Origin of the sequence: Sulfitobacter sp. 1A15106 (assembly GCF_043556995.1) — a bacterium.
GTDB classification, from domain to species: domain Bacteria; phylum Pseudomonadota; class Alphaproteobacteria; order Rhodobacterales; family Rhodobacteraceae; genus Sulfitobacter; species Sulfitobacter faviae.
The window spans coordinates 223,967-245,740 of the sequence record NZ_JBIFFM010000003.1 but is presented as its reverse complement, the minus strand read 5'-3'; the positions used below and the strand labels follow the sequence as shown (position 1 = coordinate 245,740).

Annotated in this window: 18 protein-coding genes and 2 tRNA genes; 13 read left to right on the top strand and 7 right to left on the bottom strand. The window is 60.8% G+C overall.

Annotated elements, in window-relative coordinates; genetic code table 11:
• Positions 1 to 162 precede the first annotated feature (162 nt).
• The 3 genes from petA to ACGYKA_RS06130 are packed head-to-tail and all read left to right on the top strand — an operon-like array spanning position 163 to position 3,488.
• Positions 163 to 723 (top strand): ubiquinol-cytochrome c reductase iron-sulfur subunit, encoded by a 561-nt coding sequence (petA, locus tag ACGYKA_RS06140; RefSeq protein ID WP_067623073.1) that lies wholly within the window; start codon positions 163 to 165, stop codon positions 721 to 723.
• A gap of 15 nt (positions 724 to 738) precedes the next feature.
• A complete protein-coding gene (petB, locus tag ACGYKA_RS06135; RefSeq protein WP_067265773.1) occupies positions 739 to 2,082 on the top strand; it encodes a cytochrome b in 1,344 nt (447 codons plus the stop codon).
• An 11-nt stretch (positions 2,083 to 2,093) separates the two neighbouring features.
• Complete coding sequence (locus ACGYKA_RS06130; protein WP_348408954.1) at positions 2,094 to 3,488, top strand: cytochrome c1; 1,395 nt, start codon at positions 2,094 to 2,096, stop codon at positions 3,486 to 3,488.
• A 254-nt stretch (positions 3,489 to 3,742) separates the two neighbouring features.
• Here ACGYKA_RS06130 and mtaB read toward each other — a convergent pair whose 3' ends face one another.
• A complete protein-coding gene (mtaB, locus tag ACGYKA_RS06125) occupies positions 3,743 to 4,996 on the bottom strand; it encodes a tRNA (N(6)-L-threonylcarbamoyladenosine(37)-C(2))-methylthiotransferase MtaB (RefSeq protein ID WP_394408237.1) in 1,254 nt (417 codons plus the stop codon).
• The gene (gene dapF, locus ACGYKA_RS06120) at positions 4,993 to 5,826 is read right to left on the bottom strand and encodes a diaminopimelate epimerase (protein ID WP_394408792.1); all 834 of its coding nucleotides are present in this window, start codon (positions 5,824 to 5,826) and stop codon (positions 4,993 to 4,995) included. The genes mtaB and dapF overlap by 4 nt, the downstream gene beginning before the upstream one ends.
• Before the next feature lie 104 nt (positions 5,827 to 5,930).
• Between dapF and ACGYKA_RS06115 the strand changes: the two genes are divergently transcribed.
• Positions 5,931 to 6,006, top strand: a tRNA-Lys gene (locus tag ACGYKA_RS06115).
• Between the two features lie 61 nt (positions 6,007 to 6,067).
• Here ACGYKA_RS06115 and ACGYKA_RS06110 read toward each other — a convergent pair.
• Genes ACGYKA_RS06110 through ACGYKA_RS06095 form a run of 4 tightly spaced genes read right to left on the bottom strand, consistent with a single transcriptional unit; the run spans position 6,068 to position 10,406 of the window.
• Positions 6,068 to 6,916, bottom strand: coding sequence for an ABC transporter permease (locus ACGYKA_RS06110; RefSeq protein WP_174861039.1), 849 nt, complete (start codon positions 6,914 to 6,916; stop codon positions 6,068 to 6,070).
• 4 nt (positions 6,917 to 6,920) lie between these two features.
• Entirely contained in the window at positions 6,921 to 8,162 is a 1,242-nt protein-coding gene (locus tag ACGYKA_RS06105) for an ABC transporter permease (protein ID WP_394438226.1), read from the bottom strand.
• Positions 8,163 to 8,210: 48 nt separating this feature from the next.
• The gene (locus ACGYKA_RS06100) at positions 8,211 to 9,254 is read right to left on the bottom strand and encodes an ABC transporter substrate-binding protein (RefSeq protein ID WP_394408274.1); all 1,044 of its coding nucleotides are present in this window, start codon (positions 9,252 to 9,254) and stop codon (positions 8,211 to 8,213) included.
• 60 nt (positions 9,255 to 9,314) lie between these two features.
• Positions 9,315 to 10,406 (bottom strand): ABC transporter ATP-binding protein, encoded by a 1,092-nt coding sequence (locus ACGYKA_RS06095; RefSeq protein ID WP_322344744.1) that lies wholly within the window; start codon positions 10,404 to 10,406, stop codon positions 9,315 to 9,317.
• Positions 10,407 to 10,642: 236 nt separating this feature from the next.
• Here ACGYKA_RS06095 and ACGYKA_RS06090 point away from each other — a divergent pair, with 236 nt between their 5' ends.
• The 3 genes from ACGYKA_RS06090 (at position 10,643) to ACGYKA_RS06080 (ending at position 12,520) form a co-directional block, all read left to right on the top strand.
• The gene (locus ACGYKA_RS06090; RefSeq protein WP_394408277.1) at positions 10,643 to 11,740 is read left to right on the top strand and encodes an NAD(P)/FAD-dependent oxidoreductase; all 1,098 of its coding nucleotides are present in this window, start codon (positions 10,643 to 10,645) and stop codon (positions 11,738 to 11,740) included.
• Between the two features lie 129 nt (positions 11,741 to 11,869).
• Positions 11,870 to 12,049: a hypothetical protein gene (locus tag ACGYKA_RS06085; RefSeq protein ID WP_269341980.1), complete on the top strand. Its 180-nt coding sequence runs from the start codon at positions 11,870 to 11,872 to the stop codon at positions 12,047 to 12,049.
• 75 nt (positions 12,050 to 12,124) lie between these two features.
• Positions 12,125 to 12,520 (top strand): PleD family two-component system response regulator, encoded by a 396-nt coding sequence (locus ACGYKA_RS06080; RefSeq protein WP_300051021.1) that lies wholly within the window; start codon positions 12,125 to 12,127, stop codon positions 12,518 to 12,520.
• Between the two features lie 106 nt (positions 12,521 to 12,626).
• On the opposite strand, the gene ACGYKA_RS06075 is transcribed toward ACGYKA_RS06080, so the two are convergent.
• Positions 12,627 to 12,712, bottom strand: a tRNA-Leu gene (locus ACGYKA_RS06075).
• Between the two features lie 168 nt (positions 12,713 to 12,880).
• Here ACGYKA_RS06075 and ACGYKA_RS06070 point away from each other — a divergent pair.
• The 6 genes from ACGYKA_RS06070 (at position 12,881) to gltB (ending at position 21,701) form a co-directional block, all read left to right on the top strand.
• Positions 12,881 to 13,867: a complex I NDUFA9 subunit family protein gene (locus tag ACGYKA_RS06070; RefSeq protein ID WP_394408326.1), complete on the top strand. Its 987-nt coding sequence runs from the start codon at positions 12,881 to 12,883 to the stop codon at positions 13,865 to 13,867.
• Positions 13,867 to 14,673: an undecaprenyl-diphosphate phosphatase gene (locus ACGYKA_RS06065; protein WP_067623108.1), complete on the top strand. Its 807-nt coding sequence runs from the start codon at positions 13,867 to 13,869 to the stop codon at positions 14,671 to 14,673. The genes ACGYKA_RS06070 and ACGYKA_RS06065 overlap by 1 nt, the downstream gene beginning before the upstream one ends.
• A gap of 159 nt (positions 14,674 to 14,832) precedes the next feature.
• Positions 14,833 to 16,266 carry an NAD(P)-dependent oxidoreductase gene (locus ACGYKA_RS06060; RefSeq protein ID WP_394408329.1) on the top strand — a complete coding sequence of 478 codons (1,434 nt, stop codon included), beginning with the start codon at positions 14,833 to 14,835 and terminating at the stop codon, positions 16,264 to 16,266.
• A gap of 1 nt (position 16,267) precedes the next feature.
• Positions 16,268 to 16,741, top strand: a complete 474-nt coding sequence (locus ACGYKA_RS06055; protein ID WP_300051090.1) for a GFA family protein — start codon at positions 16,268 to 16,270, stop codon at positions 16,739 to 16,741.
• Positions 16,738 to 17,172 carry a GFA family protein gene (locus ACGYKA_RS06050; protein WP_067942620.1) on the top strand — a complete coding sequence of 145 codons (435 nt, stop codon included), beginning with the start codon at positions 16,738 to 16,740 and terminating at the stop codon, positions 17,170 to 17,172. Before ACGYKA_RS06055 ends, ACGYKA_RS06050 begins: the two co-directional genes overlap by 4 nt.
• Positions 17,169 to 21,701: a glutamate synthase large subunit gene (gltB, locus tag ACGYKA_RS06045; protein ID WP_132444038.1), complete on the top strand. Its 4,533-nt coding sequence runs from the start codon at positions 17,169 to 17,171 to the stop codon at positions 21,699 to 21,701. The genes ACGYKA_RS06050 and gltB overlap by 4 nt, the downstream gene beginning before the upstream one ends.
• Positions 21,702 to 21,774: the final 73 nt, after the last annotated feature.

Sequence of the window (21,774 nt, the reverse complement as noted above, 5' to 3'; positions counted from 1 at the left end):
CGGTATTTTTGCCGCGTTGTGGCGCGGTTGATCCCAGATGCGCGGCTTTGACATCTGGACGGGCGCGGTCCATCCCGGTAGATAGCGGCGAGAAGTCAGGTGGCAAGGTGACGCCACCCCTATGTCTGACGGCCAGATTTGGCCAAGAATTGGAGTAAACCCGTGTCCCAAGCAGAAGAACACGCAGGCACCCGGAGGGATTTCCTGTATTACGCGACAGCCGGTACAGGTGCCGTCGCCGTTGGTGCCGCCGTCTGGCCGCTGGTCAACCAGATGAACCCCTCTGCCGACGTAAAGGCGCTGTCGTCCATTCGTGTGGATGTGTCTGGCGTTGAAGTCGGGACGCAGCTGACCGTGAAATGGCTGGGCAAGCCGGTGTTCATTCGCCGCCGCACCGAAGCCGAGATCGAAGAGGCGAAAGCCGTCGATGTATCGACGCTGCCCGATCCGATCGCGCAGAACGAGAATCTTGGTGGCGACGTGCCTGCCACGGATGAGAACCGCGCGCTGGATGAAACTGGCGAATGGCTGGTTCAGATGGGCGTTTGTACGCACCTTGGCTGTGTGCCTTTGGGTGATGCGGGTGACTTTGGCGGCTGGTTCTGCCCCTGCCACGGGTCGCACTATGATACCGCAGGCCGCATCCGTAAGGGGCCGGCCCCACGCAACTTGTCGGTGCCTGTCGCCGAATTCGTGGACGAGTCCACGATTAAACTGGGTTAAGGGAGCGGAAGAAAGATGTCTGGAATTCCTCACGACCATTACGAGCCGAATTCGAACGGCGAAAAGTGGCTGCACCGCCGCCTTCCCATCGTTGGCCTTTTGTACGACACATTGATGATCCCCACGCCCAAGAACCTGAACTGGATGTGGATCTGGGGCATCGTGCTGACTTTCTGTCTGGCACTGCAGATCATCACCGGCATCGTTCTGGTGATGCACTACACGCCGCATGTCGATCTGGCCTTCTCGTCGGTTGAGCACATCATGCGCAACGTGAACGGCGGCTATATGATCCGCTATCTGCATATGAACGGCGCGTCGCTGTTCTTTATCGCGGTCTATGCGCATATTTTCCGTGGTCTCTACTATGGCTCCTATAAAGCCCCGCGTGAGATCACATGGATCATCGGCATGTTGATCTATCTGCTGATGATGGCCACCGGCTTTATGGGCTATGTTCTGCCTTGGGGTCAGATGTCCTTCTGGGGCGCGACCGTGATTACCGGCCTCTTTGGCGCGGTTCCCTTTGTCGGTGAAACACTGCAGACCTTCCTGCTGGGTGGACCTGCGGTTGATAACGCGACGCTGAACCGCTTCTTCTCGCTGCACTATCTGCTGCCCTTCGTGATTGCGGGCCTTGTGGTGCTGCACATCTGGGCCTTCCACACGACCGGCAACAACAACCCCACCGGGGTCGAAGTGCGCCGCACCTCGAAGGAAGACGCCAAGAAAGACACGCTGCCGTTCTGGCCCTACTTCGTGATCAAGGACTTGTTCGCGCTGGCCGTGATCCTGACGCTGTTCTTCGCGGTTGTTGGCTTCATGCCGAACTATCTGGGCCACCCGGACAACTACATCGAAGCCAACGCTCTGGCGACGCCTGCACACATCGTGCCGGAATGGTACTTCCTGCCCTTCTACGCGATCCTGCGGGCCTTCACCTCTGAGGTTTGGGTTGTGCAGATCGCGTCCTTCGTGACCGGTGGCATCATCGACGCCAAGTTCTTCGGCGTGCTGGCGATGTTCGGTGCGATTGCCGTGATGGCGCTGGTGCCATGGCTGGACACATCCTCTGTACGTTCGGGCCGGTATCGTCCGATGTTCAAATGGTGGTTCGCTCTGCTGGTGATCGACTTCTTCGCCCTGATGTGGCTGGGTGCGATGCCCGCAGAAGAGCCCTATGCGAGCTTCTCACTGATCGCTTCGGCCTATTGGTTCGCCTACTTCCTCGTGATTCTGCCCCTCTTGGGCGTGATCGAGAAGCCGCTGGCGCAGCCTGAAACCATCGAAGCCGACTTTGACGCGCATTACGCGCCCAAGGCAGGCGGCACCAAGACGCTTGTGAACCCGGCGGAATAAGGATCATGACCATGATGAAGACCAACCTCCTTTCTGCCGTGGTAACTCTGGGCCTTGCCCTGCCGGGGACGGCGGTGCTGGCGCAGGACACAGCGACAGAAGAAGAACTGCTAACAACTCCGGCGGAAACGCCGGAGGCCGAAGCCGAAACCGCGCCTGCTGAAGCGCCAGCGGCGGAAGAGGCACCTGCTGAAACTGACGCGCCCGCAGCCGAACCCGAGGTCGACGCGGCCCCGGCTGACGAACCCGCGGTTGAGGCAGCCCCTGCTGAGGACACCGCAACCGAAGAGGCACCTGCTGCCGAGGCTCCGGTTGAAGACGCACCAGCTGAAGAGGCGACAACCGAAGAAGCTCCGGCTGAAACGGCGCCTGCCGAGGAAGCACCAGTAGCGGAAGAGGCCCCGGCCGAAGAAACCGCCACTGAGGATGCTGCCACCGAGGAAGCGCCCGAAGAGGTTTCTGCCGAAGACGCCGAAGAAGCGCCTGCCGAAGAAGTCGGAGCCACGGACGAAGCGCAATCGACAGCCGAGGAAAACGCTGAAAACGAAGTGATCGCCGAAGACGATGTTGCCGGTCAGGCGCATAGTGATGACCCCAACGTGGGTGTCATGGAAGCGGAAGACCACGGCGAGGAAACTGCCGCTGAAGATCACGCCGGTGACGACGATCAGGGTGACGATTCCCACGCCACACCGCATATCGACAACATCGATTTCTCTTTCGATGGTCCGTTCGGCGGTTACGACGTAAACCAGCTCCAGCGCGGTCTGCAGATCTACACCGAGGTTTGCGCGGCCTGCCACGGTCTGGAGTATGTCGCGATGCGGACATTGTCGGACGAAACCGGTCCGAACATGCCCGAAGAGCAGGTGATCGAATACGCCAAAGGCTATGACGTCTATGACGCCGAGCTGGACGACACCCGTCCCGGCACCCCGGTTGACCACTTCCCCGGGTCCAACCTGCCGAACGCACCTGACCTCTCGCTGATGGCCAAGAAACGCGCCGCGTTCCACGGCCCCTACGGTTTGGGCATCAACCAGTTCCTCAAAGGGATCGGCGGGCCGGAGTATATCACCGCACTTCTGGCCGGCTACACCGGCGAAGAGAAAGAGCAGGCGGGCACGGTTCTTTATGAGAACACTGTCTTCCCGGGCGGCTGGATCGCCATGGCGCCCCCGTTGTCGGATGAGCTGGTCGAGTTCGCGGATGACCATGCCAACGACGTGCAGCACATGGCCGAAGATGTCTCTGCCTTCCTGATGTGGACCGCCGAGCCGAAGCTGGGCGCACGCAAGCAGGCTGGCTTTGCTGGGGTCGTGCTGTTGGGTCTGTTGTCGGTGCTGCTGTACCTGACCAACAAAAAGCTCTGGGCGCCGGTCAAGAACCGTCGCAAGGACGACTGATCGGGCCACGGCTTTTGGAAATGAGAAGGGCGTCGGGAAACCGGCGCCCTTTTTTTTGGCCATGCGTAATGGTGGCGGCCATTTGGCCTAAAACCTCTCAACAGGGTCCGCCCGGTGGCACACCGGGCATCGCCCTCCCTCCCCCCGGAGGGCGATTTGGCGAGGTTTCATGATGCGGAGTCGTTTCGAGTACGGTAGCCGTTCCGACCACAGCCTCGTTCCATCGCCCCCCAGGGAGGGCGATGCCCTTCGCGCTAGGCGGTCAGCTGCGCGCCTGAAATTCCGGTGATCTCGGCCCGCACGATGTCGCCCTCGACCTGTGGCGCGGCAAAACTCACCTCGGTGAACTGCGCCGTGCGCCCCATGTGAGGGTTCTCCATCAGCACATCGTGCGTGCGTCCGACTTGCGCCTCCAAATGCCGTTGCACTTGCCGTTCTCCTGCCGCGCGCAGCCGTGCCGCGCGGGTTTTAATCGCAGCACCGTTCACCGCGGGCATCCGCGCCGCGGGGGTGCCGGGGCGGGCGGAATAGGGGAAGACATGCAGCCATGTCAGGTCACATTCCTCGACCAGTTTCATTGAGTTTTCGAACATCGCTTCGGTCTCGGTCGGGAAACCGGCGATGATGTCGGCACCAAAGGTCATGTCAGGCCGCAAGGCGCGGGCCTCTTGGGCGAAACGGATCGCATCGTCGCGCAGGTGGCGGCGTTTCATGCGCTTGAGGATCATGTCATCGCCGTGTTGCAGCGACAGATGCAGATGCGGCATCAGGCGTGGCTCCGTCGCGATGGCCTGCATCAGGCTTTCATCCACCTCAATCGAATCGATCGAGGAAATCCGCAAGCGCGGCAGATCGGGCACCAGACGCAAGATTCGCATCACCAGATCGCCGAGCTTTGGCGTGGCGGGCAGATCGGCCCCCCATGATGTCAGGTCGACCCCGGTCAGCACCACCTCGTTAAAGCCCTTGTCGACCAACCGCTTGATCTGATCCACCACGACCCCTGCGGGGACCGAGCGCGAATTGCCGCGACCGTAAGGAATGATGCAGAAGGTGCAGCGATGGTCGCAGCCGTTTTGCACCTGCACATAGGCGCGGCTCCGGGTGCCGAACCCGTCGATCAAATGGCCTGCTGTTTCAGTGACAGACATGATGTCGTCGACCTGCACGGTCTCGGTCTCGCCGATGAAATCGGCGGCCATGCCCTGCCATGTCGCACCCTGCATCTTTTCGGTGTTGCCGATCACGGCGTCGACCTCGGGCATGGCGTTAAAGGTCTCGGGCTCGGTCTGTGCGGCGCAGCCGGTGACGATCAGCCGCGCATCGGGGTGCGCCTTGCGCAGCTTGCGGATATCTTGGCGGGCTTTGCGCACAGCCTCGGCGGTGACGGCGCAGGTGTTGACGACCACGGCGTCTTGCAACCCGGCCTGTTCGGCCAGTTCCTTCATCGCCTCGGTCTCATAGGCGTTGAGACGACAGCCCATGGTGCTGAAGATCGGGGCGCTCATGTCAGGCTCTCCAGAAAGTCGGGGGTGAAGGTGCCGGAAAAGACATGGGCGGTCGGCCCCGTCATCCAGACGCCATCCTCGCGCCAATCGATGTGCAGTGTGCCGCCGTCGAGGTCGATGCGCACGGCGCGGCCCGTGAGGCCCCGACGGGCGGCGGCGACGGCGGTGGCGCAGGAGGACGAGCCCGAGGCCAGCGTGACGCCCACGCCGCGCTCCCAAACGCGCATGCGGATGTGATCCGGCCCGACGATCTGCGCGACTTGCACATTGGTCCGCTCAGGATAAAGCGGGTCATGCTCGGCGCGGGGGCCGAGATCGGATAGGTCCACCGCCTCGGCACCATCGACGAAAAAGGTGCAATGCGGGTTGCCCATGCCGGTGGCGACGGGGTCGCCGTCGATCGGCAGGTGCAGCGTGTCCATTTCGCGCGCCAGTGGCACCTCGTCCCAATTCAACTGCGGGTGGCCCATGTTGACGGAGGTCAAGCCGCCCCCGGCGTCGTTCGCTGCCAGATCGCCCCGCGCGGTGGTCAAATGCAGCGAATCGCGCCCCGACTCATCCATCAGGTAGCGTGCGATGCAGCGGGTGGCATTGCCGCAAGCGGCAGAGGGGGAGCCGTCGGAATTGTAAAAGGTCAGATGCGCGTCGCCCGTCCCTTGGGTAATCACCGCAAGCTGATCGAATCCCACACCAAATTGCCGGTGACCAATGGCCTGCGCCATCGCCGGAGTCACGTCGATTGCCTCCGCACGTGCATCAAACACGACGAAGTCATTGCCTAGCCCATGCATTTTCATGAAGGGCAATCCGGGGGTCTGATCGCTGTACATTCGGGGCATATAACCCCGGCATGAAAACTAATCCAGCATCTCGCATTATTTTCGTAATTAAGGGCTTGACCCTGCCGCCCGTAATTTCTAGTTACCCGCCTAGTGGGCCGTTAGCTCAGTTGGTAGAGCAACTGACTTTTAATCAGTAGGTCGATGGTTCGAACCCATCACGGCTCACCACTCACCCTCCCCGAATATGGTAGTGGATCAGGTGTTTGGTGCCGCCCGCGGGCGGTTTCGCCTATTCCTGCCCGCGCAGCCGCGCCGAGCGTCGGCGCAGGGCTTCCAGCACGAAAAGCATCGTCGCCGAGAGCACCACCAGCAGCGTTGCCACCGCCAGAATCGTCGGGTTGATCTGCTCGCGCAGACCCGAGAACATCTGCCGCGGAATCGTGCGCTGTTCGGGGCCTGCGAGGAAGAGCACCAGCACCACCTCGTCAAAGGATGTGACAAAGGCAAAAAGCCCGCCCGAGATCACGCCGGGGCGAATGAGCGGAATCACCACGTCCCAGAACACTTTGATCGGAGAGGCCCCAAGGCTCAGCCCCGCCACGAAGAGTGAGCGGTCAAAGCCGCTGAGCGTGGCGGTGACGGTGATGATGACAAAAGGCACGCCGAGCGCCGCGTGGGCGATGATCAGCCCGGTGAAGGTGCCGACGAGGTTGAACTGCGTGTAGAAAAAGAACATGCCCGCAGCGATGATGATCAATGGCACGATCATCGGCGACAGTAGCAGCGCGGTGATGACCCGTTTGAACGGCATCCAAGGCGAGGCGAGGCCGACGGCGGCCAGTGTCCCCAGCACCGTAGCGATACTGGCAGCTGCGATGCCGACAAGGAAGCTGTTGCGGATCGCGATGCGCCATTTTTGGTCATCGACAATCTCTTGGTACCAGCGCGTTGAATAGGCGTCGGGGTCGAGCGACAGCATGCCTTGGGTGAAGGTAAAGAACGGCTCGGCATTGAACGACAGCGGCATGATCACGAGGATCGGCAGCATCAGAAAGATGAGCACCAAGGCCGCCATGATGCGCAGGCCATAGTGCCCCGCCTTGTGCCAGATCGTGTAATAGTCGGGCAATGGGCTCATGACGTCATCCCAGCTTGAGGTTGTCGGTGCCGACGAAACGGTCGAACAGCCAGTAGAGAACGAGGATCAGGATCAGCAGGAGCGAGCCCAAGGCCGCCGCCAGTTCCCAGTTGTTGGACACCTGCATGTGGAAGGCGATGATGTTGGAGATCATCTGACCGTCGGTGCCGCCCACCAGCGCGGGCGTGATGTAGTAGCCGACCGAGATGATGAAGACCAACAGCGCCCCAGCCGAGAGGCCCGGCAGGCTCATCGGCAGGTAGATTTTGTACCACGCGCCGATGGGGTTCGAGCCCATCGAAATCGCGGCGCGCATGAAGCTCGCGTCGATCCCGCGCATCACCGCATAGAGTGGCAGTACCATGAAGGGCAGCAGGATGTGGGTCATGGCGAGGATGGTGGAGAACTCGTTGTACAAAAGCTCAATCGGCTCATTGATCAGCCCCGCCCAAATCAGCGTAGAGTTCACCACGCCGCCCGCTTGCAACAGCGCGATCCAAGCGGTGGTGCGCACCAGCAGGGAGGTCCAGAATGGCAGGAGGACAAAAACCATGAGGAAGTTCGCCATCGCTGGCGAGGCTTGCGACATATAGAAGGCCAGAGGATAGCCCAGCAGCATGGTCAGCCCGGTGATGATCAGCGCCATCTTCAGCGTCTTGCCATAGAGCTGTTTGTAGATCTGCGTGTCACGCATGATGATCTCGCCCTCGGCATCGTACTCCAGATCGACGGCGGTGAGGTAATAGCTTGAGGTATAGGCCTGCCCGGCGCTGCGGATCGCGCGCCATGTGGCGGGCTTGGCCCAGCGGTCATTCTCGGCCAGCAGCATCTCGGCCCCGTTGGCGGCGAGTTCCGCATCATCGGCACGGCGCAGACCGCGGGCGGTGGATTTGATCACGCTCGACATGCCCGGCAGGGCGCGGTTGATCTCATCGGCGAATTTGCCGGAGGTGCGGTTGCCCGCCATGCGCTTCATGTCGATGGCCATTTGCGTCACCACAGCCGGATCGGGCAGGGTCTCACCCTCCCAGTCTTCGAGCATGGTCAGCGTCTCAGGCACCAGTTCGGCGACGGTCGGATTATAGACACTGCGAAACAGCATCGTGGTGATCGGGGCCACAAAGGCAAAAAGGATAAAGACCAGCAGCGGCACCACAAACAAAAACGCCTGCGTGCGGCGGCGGCGCAATTGGCGACGGGCGTTGGCGGCGTCTTCGGAACTGAGGCTGGGCACGCGATTACTCATCTTTAAGGTCTGGGGTCCCCGCGCCCGGAAAGGCGCGGGGCAGGGTGCTTATTGCAGCAGCCATTCGTTGAACTTCTCGCCAAGGCTTTCGCCATAGTCGGCCCAGAAGATACCATCGGCCTTCACGCCCTCATCAAGATGCGCCGTGGGCAGGTCTTTCTTGACCTCTTCGGGCAGCAGCGCCTGAGCAGAGGCGCGGGTCGGGCCGTAGGCCACGTCTTGCATCCCCGAGAGCGGCACGGTGCCTGTGGCGAACTTGATGAACTCCATCGCCTCTTCTTTCTTCTCGGTGCCTTTCATGATCGCCCAAACGTCGAGGTCATAGATGTGGCTGTCCCAGACGATCTCGAAGGGGGCGCCATCGTCCTTGATTGCGGCAAAGATACGACCGTTGGCGGATTGCACCATGGTGGCACCGCCGTCGTTCAGCAGAACGGGGGCCTGAGACCAGCTGTCATACCAAGTGATCTCATCCTTGATGGTGTCGAGCTTGGCAAAGGCTTGGGCTTGGCCCTCTTCGGTGGCGAGCACTTCATAGACTTCTTCGGGGGCAACGCCATCGGCCAGCAGCGCCCATTCCATGTTCACTTGGGGGCGTTTGCGCAGACCGCGTTTGCCGGGGAACTTCTCGGTGTCAAAGAAGTCTTCAATGGTTTTCGGGCCTTCGCCGTTTTCTGTGTTCACCGCAAAGACGACGGACCAAACGATATTGCCGACGCCACACTCATTGGCCAGCGCGTCTTCGATGAAGTCATCCGCCGCTGCGGTGCCATCGTCGCCCTCGGGCAGAACGGATTGGTCGATCACTTCCAGATAACCTTCGGCGCAAGCGCGTTCGAGGTCGATCACTTCGATGTCGACGACATCCCACAGGATGTTCCCGGCTTCGACCTGCGCCTTCATCTCGGCCACGCCGCCGCCGTAGTCTTCGAACAGGACGTTGGTGCCGGATTCCTTCATGTAGGGTTCAATCATGTGCTCCATCTGTGCCGCGCCATAGGCGCCGCCGAAGGACGTCACTGTCAGATCCTGGGCCAGAACAGGGCTGGCAAGCAGCGCCGTCGTGGCCAGATACGTCAGATGTTTCTTCATCGGGTCTCTCCTTGTTGTGTCCAGGTCTTTTGCGGGGCCCCGGTTTGCCCTCGGTCGCCTTTAATTGGCAAAGGCGATGCAATCTTTCGTCAGGGACAACAGCTGCGCCGTCGCGCCGTCTTCGAATTCTGGCGCGGACAGGTCGTTGAGCACTTTGACGATAATGTCGGTGCCGTCGGGTAGGCGGAAATAATAGCGGATGAAATCGCCCACATAGATGCGCGTGACAAAGGTCGCCGTCAGCGCGTTGTCATGGGCGTGGGTCGTGGGGTGAATGAACAGTTTCTCGGGCCGGATGGAGACGCGGCATTGCGCGCCTTCGGTCAGCCCTTCGGAAGTTTGCGTGGTGATGGTGCCGGTGTCTGTCTCGACCTTGGCAAGGTCGCCATCGATCTTGCTGACCTTGCCCTGCACAAAGTTATTCTCACCAATGAACTCGGCCACGAAGGCATTGACCGGGCGCTCATACAGTTCCGCCGGTGGGGCGCATTGCTGCACGACGCCATCGTTGAAGACCGCGATCCGGTCCGACATCGAAAGTGCCTCGGTCTGGTCGTGGGTCACGTAGATCACGGTAAAGCCGATCTGCTTGTGCAGGCGGGTGATCTCGAACTGCATCTGTTCGCGGAGGTTCTTGTCGAGCGCACCCAAGGGTTCGTCCATCAGGATCAGCGTCGGCTGAAAGATCATCGCGCGGGCCAGCGCCACACGCTGCCGTTGGCCGCCGGAAAGCTGACCGGGGCGGCGGTCGCCAAAGGCCGAAAGTTCGACCAATGCGAGATACTCGGCCACGCGCTCTTTGATATCCGCCTTGGACATTTTGCGAACGCTGAGCGGATAGGCGAGGTTTTCGGCCACCGTCATATGCGGGAACAGCGCGTAGTTTTGGAACACCATGCCGATATTGCGCTTGTTCGGCGCGGTCTTGTTGATCGACCGGCCATTGATCGCGATATCGCCCGAGGTGACGCTTTCAAACCCCGCCAACATCATCAGAACGGTGGTTTTGCCCGACCCGGAGGGGCCAAGAAGGGTGATGAACTCCCCCTCCTGCACATCCATGTCGAAGCCTTTGACGACGAGGTTTTCCTGATCGTAGCTCTTCTTGACGTTGTCAAAACGCAGAAAAGTCTCTGCTTTGGTGTCTTTCATTGTGCCGCGGCTCTCCCTGTCGCTGGGGGGAGTTAAACAGGTGCGATGATTCTAAACAATATGTTGTATCGTTTAAGAGAATCGGCCCCCCTTAAGGCGCTTATCGGGTGAGCATGTGACCACTTTGGCGGCACAGTCGGCAGGTTTTGGCATCCCGGGCGGGAAATTTATGACCCCGCGCCTATGTGGATAGCCAACCGCATGGGCAAGATTGTCCGGCAGACTGGGATGACCACATGGAGACAGCACCGATGGGCAAACGTATCGCAATCGTAGGGGGCGGGTATCTGGGGGCAGATCTGGCCAAGGCGATGGACGACATTGCCGATGTCACATTGATCGAACCGCGCAGCCATTTTGTGCATGCCTCTGCGATGATCCGCGCCGTGGTGCAGCCCAGTTTGGTCGAAGACTCGCTGATCCCCTATGACCGCTTGCTGAAACGCGGCCGTGTCGTTGCGGCGCGGGCGACGGGTGTGGACGGGGAGGGTGTGACCCTTGATAGCGGCGCGCGGGTCGACGCAGATTACATCGTTGTCGCGACCGGCTCAAACTATGCCGCGCCCTTCAAGCCCAAAGGCGCAGACATCGACGGGTTGCGGGCCGCGAGCCGAGCCGCGCATGAAAAGCTACAGGCGGCCAAGACCGTCGGCATCATCGGCGCCGGGGCTGTGGGGGTTGAGCTTGCGGGCGAGATTGCCGAGGCCATGCCCGACAAAAAGATCACCGTGATCACCATGGACGACAAGCTCTTTGCGGCCAAGCCGGACAGCCTTGGGGCTTCGCTGAGCAAGAAGTTAAAGGCCAGCGGGGTGGAGCTTATCCTCGGCAAAAAGGTCGAAGGGCTTACCTCTATGACAGAGCCGCATGCGGGCAGTGTGACCCTCGAAGGAGGACCTGAACGCGCATTCGATCTGATCTTTCCCGTGTTGGGGGCGCGCGCCTGTTCTGACCTGCTGAAGAACCTTCCCGGCGCAGAGGTTACCGCCGCAGAGCGGATCAAGACAGACGGCCATCTGCGCCCCTCGTCCCTGCCCAACGTCTTTGCCGCCGGGGACGTGGCGGACCCCGGTGACACCATGACCATCGTCGCGGTCAGCCGGCAATTGCCTTGGTTGAAAAAGACCCTCACCGGGCTGATCACGGGCCGCAAACTGGCGGATATGAAAACCTATCGCCCGTGGGGTACGGAGGCGCCGATCGTGCTGCCCTTGGGGCCGGAACGCGGCAATAGCTTTTTGATGCTGTTCACAGCAGGCGATTGGATAACGAAAAAGGTGAAAGGCGCGGATCTGTTCGTGCCAAAGTACCAAAAGCTGCTGAACCGTCGCTGACGGGGCGCTTTTCGTAGTCTGAAAGTGACGTGGCATATACCTAAGAATAGGGCCGTTATCCTGACGCCAGCAGGCATTGAGCGGCGACATGTGTGAAGGTTGATTAACGTCAACTCAGGAGCACAAGCCATGTCCATTCAGTTCAGCCACAGTTTCGATGCCGCCCAAAACGTCACAGAGATCACCCCGATCACCGCCTGCGTCAGCATGGGCAAATACGCGACCGCGCAGGGGGAGCTTGTCTGGCAAAAGGGTGAGATCGCCTGCATCCGTTCCGACACGGCGCTGTTTGTCGGCAAACGCATTTAAGCATTCACACGATATTAAGTGCCACACCGCTACGGTGGCCCCCGGGGCGTTGTTTAGAAGGTAAGGTGCGGTGAAATGAACTGGAATGCTATCGTTATCGACGATTCAGAGATTGCGCGGCAGTTCATTCAGGCGTCCCTCGCCGAAGTCGGATTTTCATGCGTGGCGGATTATGGATGCCCCGCCCAAGCCTTGGCCGCGCTCGCGAAGGAACGGATCGCGACAGATGTGATCATCACGGATTTCATGATGCCCGCGATGGACGGGCTTGAGTTCTGTAGCCATGTCAGAGGTCTGCCATTCTACCACGGCGTTCCGGTCGTCATGATCTCAACCCGGAAAGACGCAGATCTGCTACGCCGCGCTTTGGCCGCAGGGGCAAGCGACTGTTTGAAAAAGCCTTTTAGCCTGTCAGAGCTTGGAAGACGGCTGCAGTTATGTCTGAAAAACGCAGGCGTTGCCGTGCAATAAGGGTGCGTCTGTACGCAGACTGGGCGGCATAGCGCCCCCTTGCGGGGTGTGTAGCGTCGGGGTCGGTTGAGACCTGATCTACGGTCAATCATCTGTCGGGGAATATTGGTGCCCAGGAGAGGACTCGAACCTCCACACCGTTGCCAGTACTAGCACCTGAAGCTAGCGCGTCTACCATTCCGCCACCTGGGCACGTATCGTGTGGGGTGCTTTAAGGCTCAGCCGGGTGACTGTCAATCGCAATTTGAGCGAAATCTAGAAAATCCTGCGCGAGGATCGCTACAACCGGGGGTTTGGCCTTGTGACAGCGGCGGCGCACGGGTACATCCTGTCAGAGAATTTATCTACAGGAGCGGCAGAATGTCTAAGCTGGTCACGATTTATGGCGGTTCGGGGTTTGTCGGACGCTATATCGCGTATCGCATGGCCAGAGCTGGTTGGCGGGTACGGGTGGCGGTGCGCCACCCCAACGAAGCGCTCTTTGTGCGGACCTATGGTGTGGTTGGCCAAGTCGAACCTGTTTTGTGCAACATTCGCAACGATGGCTCCGTGCGCGACGCCCTGCGTGGGGCGGACGCGGTCGTGAACTGCGTGGGCATTCTGGTCGAAACCGGCAAGAACAGCTTTGACGCGGTGCAGTCCGAAGGGGCGGAGCGTATCGCCCATATGGCCGCAACCGAAGGAGTTGGTCGTTTCGTGCATGTCTCTGCCATCGGCGCGGACATGGAGGCCGAGAGCGACTATGCCCGCACCAAGGGCGAGGGCGAGGCCGCCATTCTCAAACATATGCCTGAGGCCGTGATTCTGCGCCCCTCGATCATGTTTGGCCCCGAGGATGAGTTCTTTAACCGCTTTGCGGGCATGACCCGCACCGGCCCGATCCTACCGGTCGCCGGTGCCTCTACCCGGTTCCAGCCGGTCTTTGTCGATGACGTTGCCAAAGCGGCCGAAAAGGCTCTGGAGGGGCAGGCCCCCGCGGGTGTCTATGAGCTTGGTGGCCCTGATGTGGATACTTTCCGCGGCCTGATGCAGCGTATGCTTGAGATGATTCACCGTCGGCGTTTGGTGCTCAACATGCCGTGGTTCTTAGCCAAGATCGTCGCCTTTGGGTTCGACATGGTGCAGGCCGCGACCTTTGGTCTTTTCACCAACAAGATGCTGACCCGCGATCAGGTCAAAAACCTGCGCAATGACAACGTTGTGGCAGAAGGGGCGCGCGGCTTTACCGAGCTTGGCATCACCCCCACCGCGATGGACGCGGTGCTGCCCGACTATCTCTGGCGGTTCCGACCCTCGGGGCAGTATGACGCCATCAAAGCATCGGCACGTAACCTGCGGCAGGGATAATGGAACAGTCAACCACTCTGATCGCCGCCTTTCTGGGTTTGCTGGAGGGGCTGACAGAGTTCATCCCCGTATCTTCGACCGGGCATCTTCTGTTGGCCGGTCACTTCTTGGGCTTTGAGAGCGCCGGGCGGACCTTTGAGGTCGTGATCCAATTGGGCGCGGTGCTGGCGATCCTGACAGTTTATTCCGCACGGCTTTGGGCGGTATTCTCCGCCGCGCCGCATGATCCGCAGGCACGGCGGTTCATCTGGTCGGTGCTTCTGGCCTTTCTGCCTGCGGTGTTCATCGGCGTCTTGGCCCATGATTTCATCAAGACGGTCCTGTTCGAAACACCTCTGCTGATCGCCATCATGTTGGTGCTGGGCGGGGTGGTGCTGCTGATCGTGGATCGCATCGCACCTGCGCCGACCTATACCGACGCGACCAAATTCCCGCTTTCCATGGCGTTCAAGATCGGCGTCATCCAATGCCTTGCCATGGTGCCGGGCACCTCGCGGTCGGGCGCGACGATCGTTGGCGCCCTGTTGCTGGGGGCCAGCAAACGCGCCGCGGCGGAATTCTCGTTCTTTTTGTCGATGCCGACGATGGCGGGCGCCTTTGCCTATGACATCTACAAGAACCGCGATGTGCTGGATGCCTCTGCCATGGGCGAGATTGCTGTGGGCTTTGTCATGGCCTTTATCTCTGCCGTCTTCGTGGTGCGTTGGGTGCTCGATTACATCAGCCGCTATGGCTATGCGCTTTTTGGGTGGTGGCGAATCCTTGTAGGTGGTGTCGTGATCATTGCGCTTTGGGCAGGGTTTTGACGCTTAGGTCCGTATCGGACCTTAAATGATGCATAAAAATGACCTGGGGGCGATCCATTTGCCCGGAAAGAGGTAAATAGGTCAGCACTGCTGTCTTTTATTTACTTGGGCGCTCTCGTATACGAGCCTTCTGACGGAATTTGTCGAAGGAACGGGTATATGGCGAAGCAGGTCATGCTGAAATTTACAGACGTTGCGCGGGATATGCCCGAAAAGCGCCCGCCCGATTTGCGCCGGACGGATTTCGACGAGATTTATGCCGAATATGCGGATGCGAAAGCGGCTGAACAGTCCAGCCGGTGCAGCCAATGCGGCGTGCCCTACTGCCAGACCCATTGCCCTTTGCACAACAACATCCCCGACTGGCTTCGCCTGACTGCGGAAGGGCGTCTGCAAGAGGCCTATGAGATCAGTCAGGCGACCAATACCTTCCCCGAGATCTGTGGCCGCATCTGCCCGCAGGACCGCCTGTGCGAAGGCAACTGCGTGATCGAGCAGTCGGGCCATGGCACCGTCACCATCGGCTCGATCGAGAAATACATAACCGACACCGCATGGGAGCAGGGCTGGGTCAAACCCGCCGCCCCACGCGAAGAGCGCGCTGAAAGCGTTGGCATCATCGGTGCCGGCCCCGGCGGTCTGGCAGCGGCGGACATGCTGCGCCGCGCGGGCGTGCAGGTCACCATCTATGACCGCTACGACCGTGCGGGCGGCTTGCTGACCTATGGCATCCCCGGCTTCAAGCTTGAGAAAGACGTGGTCGAGCGCCGCAATGCGCAGCTTGCCGAAGGTGGCGTGACCTTTGAATTGAACTGCGATGTGGGTGTCGACCTTAGCTTTGGCGCGATCCGGGGCAAACATGACGCGGTGATCATCGCCACCGGCGTTTACAAAACGCGCGAGATCGAAGCTCCCGGCGTTGGTGGTTTCGGCGTGGAGCGGGCGATTGACTTCCTGACCGCCTCGAACCGCAAAAGCTTTGGCGACTCGGTCGATGACTTCGAAAATGGCCGTCTGAATGCTGCGGGTAAGAAAGTCGTCGTGATCGGCGGTGGCGACACCGCGATGGACTGCGTGCGCACCTCGATCCGCCAAGGCGCGGAGAGCGTGAAATGCCTCTACCGTCGGGACCGGGCCAATATGCCGGGCAGCCAACGCGAAGTACAAAACGCCGAGGAAGAAGGCGTGATCTTTGAATGGCTCAGCGCACCCAAGGGCTTTGTCGGCGATCCCGTGACCGGCGTGATGGTACAGAAGATGCGCCTTGGCGCGCCGGATGTCACTGGCCGTCAGGCCCCCGAGGTGATCGAAGGCGCGGACTACGTCGAAGACGCCGACCTCGTCATCATGGCGCTTGGGTTCGAGCCCGAAGACCTGCCGACCCTGTGGAACGAGCCGGACCTGCCGGTGAACCGCTGGGGCACGATCAAAGCCGATTACGTCACCGGGGCAACGGCGCTTGATGGCGTCTATGCCGTGGGCGACATCGTGCGCGGGGCGAGCCTTGTGGTCTGGGCCATCAAGGATGGCCGCGACTGCGCGCAGGCGATCCTTGATGATTTCAACGGGGCGCAGCGCATCGCTGCGGAATGAGATGAGTGCTGGTGCAGCCATCAAAGCGGACAACGCCATGGGGGGTGAAGCTCACCACGGCCACTGTCTGTGCTGCGCGGTCACGGTGGATGTGACCGGGCCGTTGGCTGCGATTTCGGCCTGTCATTGTGACCTCTGCACCCGGTGGAGCGGCTCTGTCCAGATGGGGATCGAAGTGCCACGCGCGCGGGTTTCCCACAAGGGACCGATCCGGACCTATGCCTCATCCTCCTTTGCCGAGCGGGCGTGGTGCGAGACCTGCGGCACAGCGGTTTGGTTTGCCGATACCGAAGGCGAGAACGCGGAGCTGCTGGAACTGGCTCCGGGTCTCTTCGACGGGTTTGGCGAGGCAAAGCTGGCGCGTGTGGTCTATGCCGACCGCGCCCCAAGCAACTTTGCCCTGGCCGGAGAACTGGAGCGGGTGAGCAAAGCCGATTACGAGGCCCGCGCCCTGCATGTGGAGGACAAGCAATGAGCCTTTTGAGCGGTCATTGCCTCTGCGGGGCGGTCACGGTCAGCTTTGAGCCGTTGAAAGACGCGCTTGGTGCCTGCCACTGCGAGATGTGCCGCCGTTGGACCGGCAGCGCTTTCCTTGAGATCGACGCAAAACCGGGCAGCCTGACCTATGATGGCCCGGTGAAATCCTATGCCTCCTCGGACTGGGCAGAGCGGGCATGGTGCGACAGTTGCGGCAGCACGCTTTGGTATCACCTCACGCTGCCGGGGCATGACTATTACTCACTCTCTGCCGGGTTGGTGGAGAATGCGGGCGGCCTGCCGCTCAAGACCGAGATTTACATAGATGTGAAGCCCGACGGCTATGCCTTTGCCGGGGACCACGAGATCAAAACCAAGGCCGAAGTCGAAGCAGGATTTGCGGCGTTTGTGGAAGGAACCAAGCCATGACCAAATATGATGACGCCTGGGTGGCCCGCGAAGAAGCCAAACGCGCGATGATGGCCGATAAGGGCATGTATAGTTTCGAGGAAGAGCATTCTTCCTGCGGCGTGGGCCTTGTGGTCAATATCAACGGCGAGAAGACCCGCGAAGTCGTCCTGAACGGGATCAACGCGCTCAAGGCGATCTGGCACCGCGGCGCGGTTGACGCAGATGGGATGACCGGCGATGGCGCGGGCATCCACGTGCAGATCCCTGTGCCCTTCTTTTATGAGCAGGTCCGCCGCACCGGCCACACCCCGCGCGAGAACGAGCTGATCGCAGTGGGCCAAGTCTTCCTGCCGCGCACCAATTTTGCAGCGCAAGAGACATGCCGGACCATCGTGGAAACCGAAGTCCTGCGCATGGGCTATTACATCTACGGCTGGCGCCATGTGCCGGTAGATATCTCCGTGTTGGGCGAGAAAGCCAACGCGACCCGGCCCGAGATTGAGCAGATCCTGATTTCCAACGCCAAAGGTGTCGACGAAGAGACCTTTGAGCGTGAGCTTTATGTCATCCGCCGCCGCATCGAAAAAGCTGCCATCGCCGCGCAGGTGCCGCAGATGTACATCGCCTCGATGTCCTGCCGCAGCATCATCTACAAGGGCATGATGCTGGCCGAACAGGTGGCCGAATTCTATCCCGACCTGAAAGACGACAAGTTCATCAGTGCCTTCGCGATCTATCACCAGCGCTACTCCACCAACACTTTCCCGCAGTGGTGGTTGGCGCAGCCCTTCCGCATGTTGGCCCATAACGGTGAGATCAACACCCTCAAGGGCAACATGAACTGGATGAAGAGCCATGAGATCCGCATGGCCTCTGCTACCTTTGGCGACATGGCCGAGGACATCAAACCGATCGTGGCCTCGGGGTCCAGCGACTCTGCCGCACTGGATTCCGTGTTCGAGGTGCTGGTCCGCGCGGGCCGCTCCGCGCCGATGGCCAAGACGATGCTGGTGCCGGAATCGTGGTCGAAACAGGCGGTGGAACTGCCCCAAGCATGGCGCGACATGTATTCCTACTGCAACTCCGTGATGGAGCCATGGGACGGCCCCGCCGCATTGGCGATGACCGATGGCCGCTGGGTTTGCGCCGGGCTTGACCGGAACGGCCTGCGCCCGATGCGCTATGTGGAAACCTCCGACGGCATGTTGATCGCCGGGTCCGAGGCCGGGATGGTGCCACTGGACGAGGCGCGGGTCGTGCGCAAAGGCGCGCTTGGCCCGGGGCAGATCATCGCGGTCGATATGGAAGAGGGCAAACTCTTCAACGATACCGAGATCAAGAACAAGCTCGCGTCGAACCAGCCCTTCGGCGAATGGGTCGGCAAGATCACCGAGATGGATGATGTCCTTGGCCGCGTCACCGAAAAGCCGCTGTTTGACGGGGCCGAACTGCGCCGCCGTCAGGTGGCTGCGGGCTATACCATCGAAGAGTTGGAACAGATCCTCGCGCCCATGGCCGAGGACGGAAAAGAGACGCTGGCCTCGATGGGCGATGACACGCCCTCGGCGGTCCTGAGCGGCCAGTATCGCCCGCTGAGCCACTTCTTCCGCCAAAACTTTAGCCAAGTCACCAACCCGCCGATCGATTCCTTGCGCGAATTCCGGGTGATGAGCCTCAAGACGCGCTTCGGTAACCTCAAGAACGTGCTCGACGAAGACAGCTCCCAGACCGAGATCCTCGTGCTCGACAGTCCCTTCGTCGGCAATGCGCAGTTCGAAGAACTGATGGCGCAGTTCAAGGTGCATACCGTGTCCATCGACTGCACCTTTGAGGCGGGCAACGGCAATCTCAGTGCCGGTCTGGCGCGGATTCGGGCCGAGGCGGAAGACGCCGTGCGCTCTGGCGCGGGCCATCTGGTGCTGACCGATCAGCACAGCGGGGCCGACCGGGTCGCGATGCCGATGATCCTTGCGACCAGCGCGGTGCACAGTCACCTCGTGCGCAAGGGTCTGCGGACCTTTACCTCGCTCAACGTGCGTGCGGCGGAATGTGTCGACCCGCATTACTTCGCGGTGCTTGTGGGCTGCGGCGCGACCGTGGTGAACGCCTATCTGGCCGAAGATTCCCTCGCCGACCGGATTGAGCGCGGGCTTCTGGACATGACCTTGACGCAGGCGGTGCAGAAATACCGTGAGGCGATTGACCAAGGTCTGCTCAAGATCATGGCGAAGATGGGGATTTCCGTGATCTCGTCTTATCGCGGCGGCCTGAACTTCGAGGCCGTGGGTCTTTCGCGCGCCATGTGTGCCGAGTACTTCCCCGGCATGACCAGCCGTATCTCCGGCATCGGTGTCGTCGGCATTCAGCGCAAAGCCGAAGAAGTCCACGCCAAAGGCTGGCAGGGCGACGGGGTCGTGATGCCGATTGGCGGTTTCTACAAGCAGCGCAAGACGGGCGAAAAACACGCTTGGGAGGCGAGCAGCATGCATATGCTGCAAATGGCCTGCAACAAGGCGTCCTATCAGATGTGGCAGCAGTATTCGAAAAAGATGCAGAGCAACCCGCCGATCCATCTGCGTGACCTGCTCGACATCAAGCCCAAGGGCACGCCGGTGCCATTGGAGGAGGTGGAGAGCATCACCTCGATCCGCAAGCGTTTCGTAACGCCGGGCATGTCGCTGGGCGCGCTTTCCCCAGAGGCGCATAAGACGCTGAACGTGGCGATGAACCGTATTGGCGCGAAATCTGACAGCGGCGAGGGCGGCGAAGATCCGGCGCATTTCGTGCCAGAAAGCAACGGCGACAATCCGTCGGCCAAGATCAAACAGGTCGCCTCGGGCCGCTTTGGCGTGACGGCGGAGTATCTGAACCAATGCGAAGAGTTGGAGATCAAGGTCGCACAGGGTGCCAAGCCCGGTGAGGGTGGGCAGCTTCCCGGCATGAAGGTCACCGATCTGATCGCGCGGCTGCGGCATTCGACCAAGGGCGTGACGCTGATCTCGCCCCCGCCGCACCACGACATCTACTCGATCGAAGACCTTGCGCAGCTGATCTATGACCTCAAGCAGATCAACCCGCGCTGCAAGGTGACGGTCAAGCTGGTGGCGTCGAGCGGTGTCGGCACGATTGCTGCGGGCGTGGCCAAGGCCAAGGCCGACATCATCCTGATCTCGGGCCATAACGGTGGCACCGGGGCCTCGCCTGCGACCTCGATCAAATATGCGGGTCTGCCGTGGGAGATGGGCCTCACTGAGGCGCATCAGGTTCTGTCGATGAACAACCTGCGCGACCGGGTGACATTGCGCACCGATGGTGGCCTGCGCACCGGACGCGACATCGTCATGGCTGCGATGATGGGGGCCGAGGAATATGGCATCGGCACCGCCGCGCTGATCGCTATGGGCTGCATCATGGTCCGCCAGTGCCAGTCGAATACTTGCCCCGTGGGTGTTTGCACACAGGACGAAGCTCTGCGTGGCAAGTTCACCGGCAATGCGGACAAAGTGGTGAACCTCATCACCTTCTATGCCACCGAAGTGCGTGAGATTCTGGCCAGCATCGGGGCGCGCAGCCTTGATGAAGTCATCGGCCGCGCGGACCTGTTGACGCAGGTCAGCCGAGGTTCGGCGCATTTGGATGATCTGGACCTCAACCCGCTGTTGATCACCGTCGATGGCGCACATGAGAACGTCTATGACCGCGACAAACCGCGTCAGGTGGTGCTTGATACGCTTGATGCGCAGATCGTCCGGGATGCCGCGCGTTTCCTTGAGGATGGTGAGAAGATGCAGCTGTCCTACGCCGTGCAGAACACGCACCGGACGGTCGGCACGCGGGTTTCGAGCCATATCGTGAAACGCTTCGGTATGCGCAATTCCCTCCAGCCGGACCACTTGACGGTGAAGCTGACCGGGAGTGCCGGACAATCGCTCGGCGCCTTCGCGGCACCGGGGCTGAAGCTCGAAGTCTCGGGCGATGCGAACGACTATGTCGGCAAGGGTCTGTCCGGCGGCACGATTGTGGTGCGGCCTTCGATGGCGAGCCCGGTCGTGGCGTCGGAGAATACGATCATCGGCAACACGGTGCTTTATGGTGCGACGGCGGGATACCTCTTTGCCGCGGGCCGGGCGGGCGAGCGTTTTGCGGTGCGCAACTCGGGCGCGCATGTGGTGATCGAAGGCTGCGGCAGTAACGGTTGTGAATATATGACTGGCGGTGTGGCGGTGATCTTGGGCGAGATCGGCGCGAACTTCGCCGCCGGGATGACCGGGGGGATGGCCTATCTCTATGACCCCGACGGGCTGGCGCCGAAGCTGATGAACGCCGAGACGATCGTGACCTGCCCGGTCAGCGTCGAACATTGGTTGGACCAGTTGCACGGGCTGCTGGAGCGTCATGTCGCCGAGACCAACAGCCGCAAGGCCGCCGATATTCTTCAGCATTGGGAGACTGAGAAGCACAACTTCCTGCAGGTCTGCCCGAAGGAGATGCTGGTGCATCTGCCCGCGCCGCTGTCAGTGGAAGAGACGGCAGTTCCAGCGGAGTAAGTTATCCCCCGCGCGGCTTCGGTCGCGCGGGAGGGACATCGCCTGCCCGTGGGGTGGCGATTGAAACGCCGCT

Excerpts from the sequence above, each read along its gene's own strand:
- ACGYKA_RS06065 (WP_067623108.1), top strand. The coding sequence starts at position 13,867 with ATGGAACAGTCAACCACTCTGATCGCCGCCTTTCTGGGTTTGCTGGAG.
- ACGYKA_RS06100 (WP_394408274.1), bottom strand. The coding sequence starts at position 9,254 with ATGAAGAAACATCTGACGTATCTGGCCACGACGGCGCTGCTTGCCAGC.
- ACGYKA_RS06130 (WP_348408954.1), top strand. The coding sequence starts at position 2,094 with ATGATGAAGACCAACCTCCTTTCTGCCGTGGTAACTCTGGGCCTTGCC.
- ACGYKA_RS06080 (WP_300051021.1), top strand. The coding sequence starts at position 12,125 with ATGAACTGGAATGCTATCGTTATCGACGATTCAGAGATTGCGCGGCAG.
- ACGYKA_RS06095 (WP_322344744.1), bottom strand. The coding sequence starts at position 10,406 with ATGAAAGACACCAAAGCAGAGACTTTTCTGCGTTTTGACAACGTCAAG.
- ACGYKA_RS06050 (WP_067942620.1), top strand. The coding sequence starts at position 16,738 with ATGAGCCTTTTGAGCGGTCATTGCCTCTGCGGGGCGGTCACGGTCAGC.
- ACGYKA_RS06090 (WP_394408277.1), top strand. The coding sequence starts at position 10,643 with ATGGAGACAGCACCGATGGGCAAACGTATCGCAATCGTAGGGGGCGGG.
- gltB (WP_132444038.1), top strand. The coding sequence starts at position 17,169 with ATGACCAAATATGATGACGCCTGGGTGGCCCGCGAAGAAGCCAAACGC.
- ACGYKA_RS06055 (WP_300051090.1), top strand. The coding sequence starts at position 16,268 with ATGAGTGCTGGTGCAGCCATCAAAGCGGACAACGCCATGGGGGGTGAA.
- dapF (WP_394408792.1), bottom strand. The coding sequence starts at position 5,826 with ATGTACAGCGATCAGACCCCCGGATTGCCCTTCATGAAAATGCATGGG.
- mtaB (WP_394408237.1), bottom strand. The coding sequence starts at position 4,996 with ATGAGCGCCCCGATCTTCAGCACCATGGGCTGTCGTCTCAACGCCTAT.
- ACGYKA_RS06070 (WP_394408326.1), top strand. The coding sequence starts at position 12,881 with ATGTCTAAGCTGGTCACGATTTATGGCGGTTCGGGGTTTGTCGGACGC.
- ACGYKA_RS06110 (WP_174861039.1), bottom strand. The coding sequence starts at position 6,916 with ATGAGCCCATTGCCCGACTATTACACGATCTGGCACAAGGCGGGGCAC.
- ACGYKA_RS06085 (WP_269341980.1), top strand. The coding sequence starts at position 11,870 with ATGTCCATTCAGTTCAGCCACAGTTTCGATGCCGCCCAAAACGTCACA.
- ACGYKA_RS06060 (WP_394408329.1), top strand. The coding sequence starts at position 14,833 with ATGGCGAAGCAGGTCATGCTGAAATTTACAGACGTTGCGCGGGATATG.
- ACGYKA_RS06105 (WP_394438226.1), bottom strand. The coding sequence starts at position 8,162 with ATGAGTAATCGCGTGCCCAGCCTCAGTTCCGAAGACGCCGCCAACGCC.
- petB (WP_067265773.1), top strand. The coding sequence starts at position 739 with ATGTCTGGAATTCCTCACGACCATTACGAGCCGAATTCGAACGGCGAA.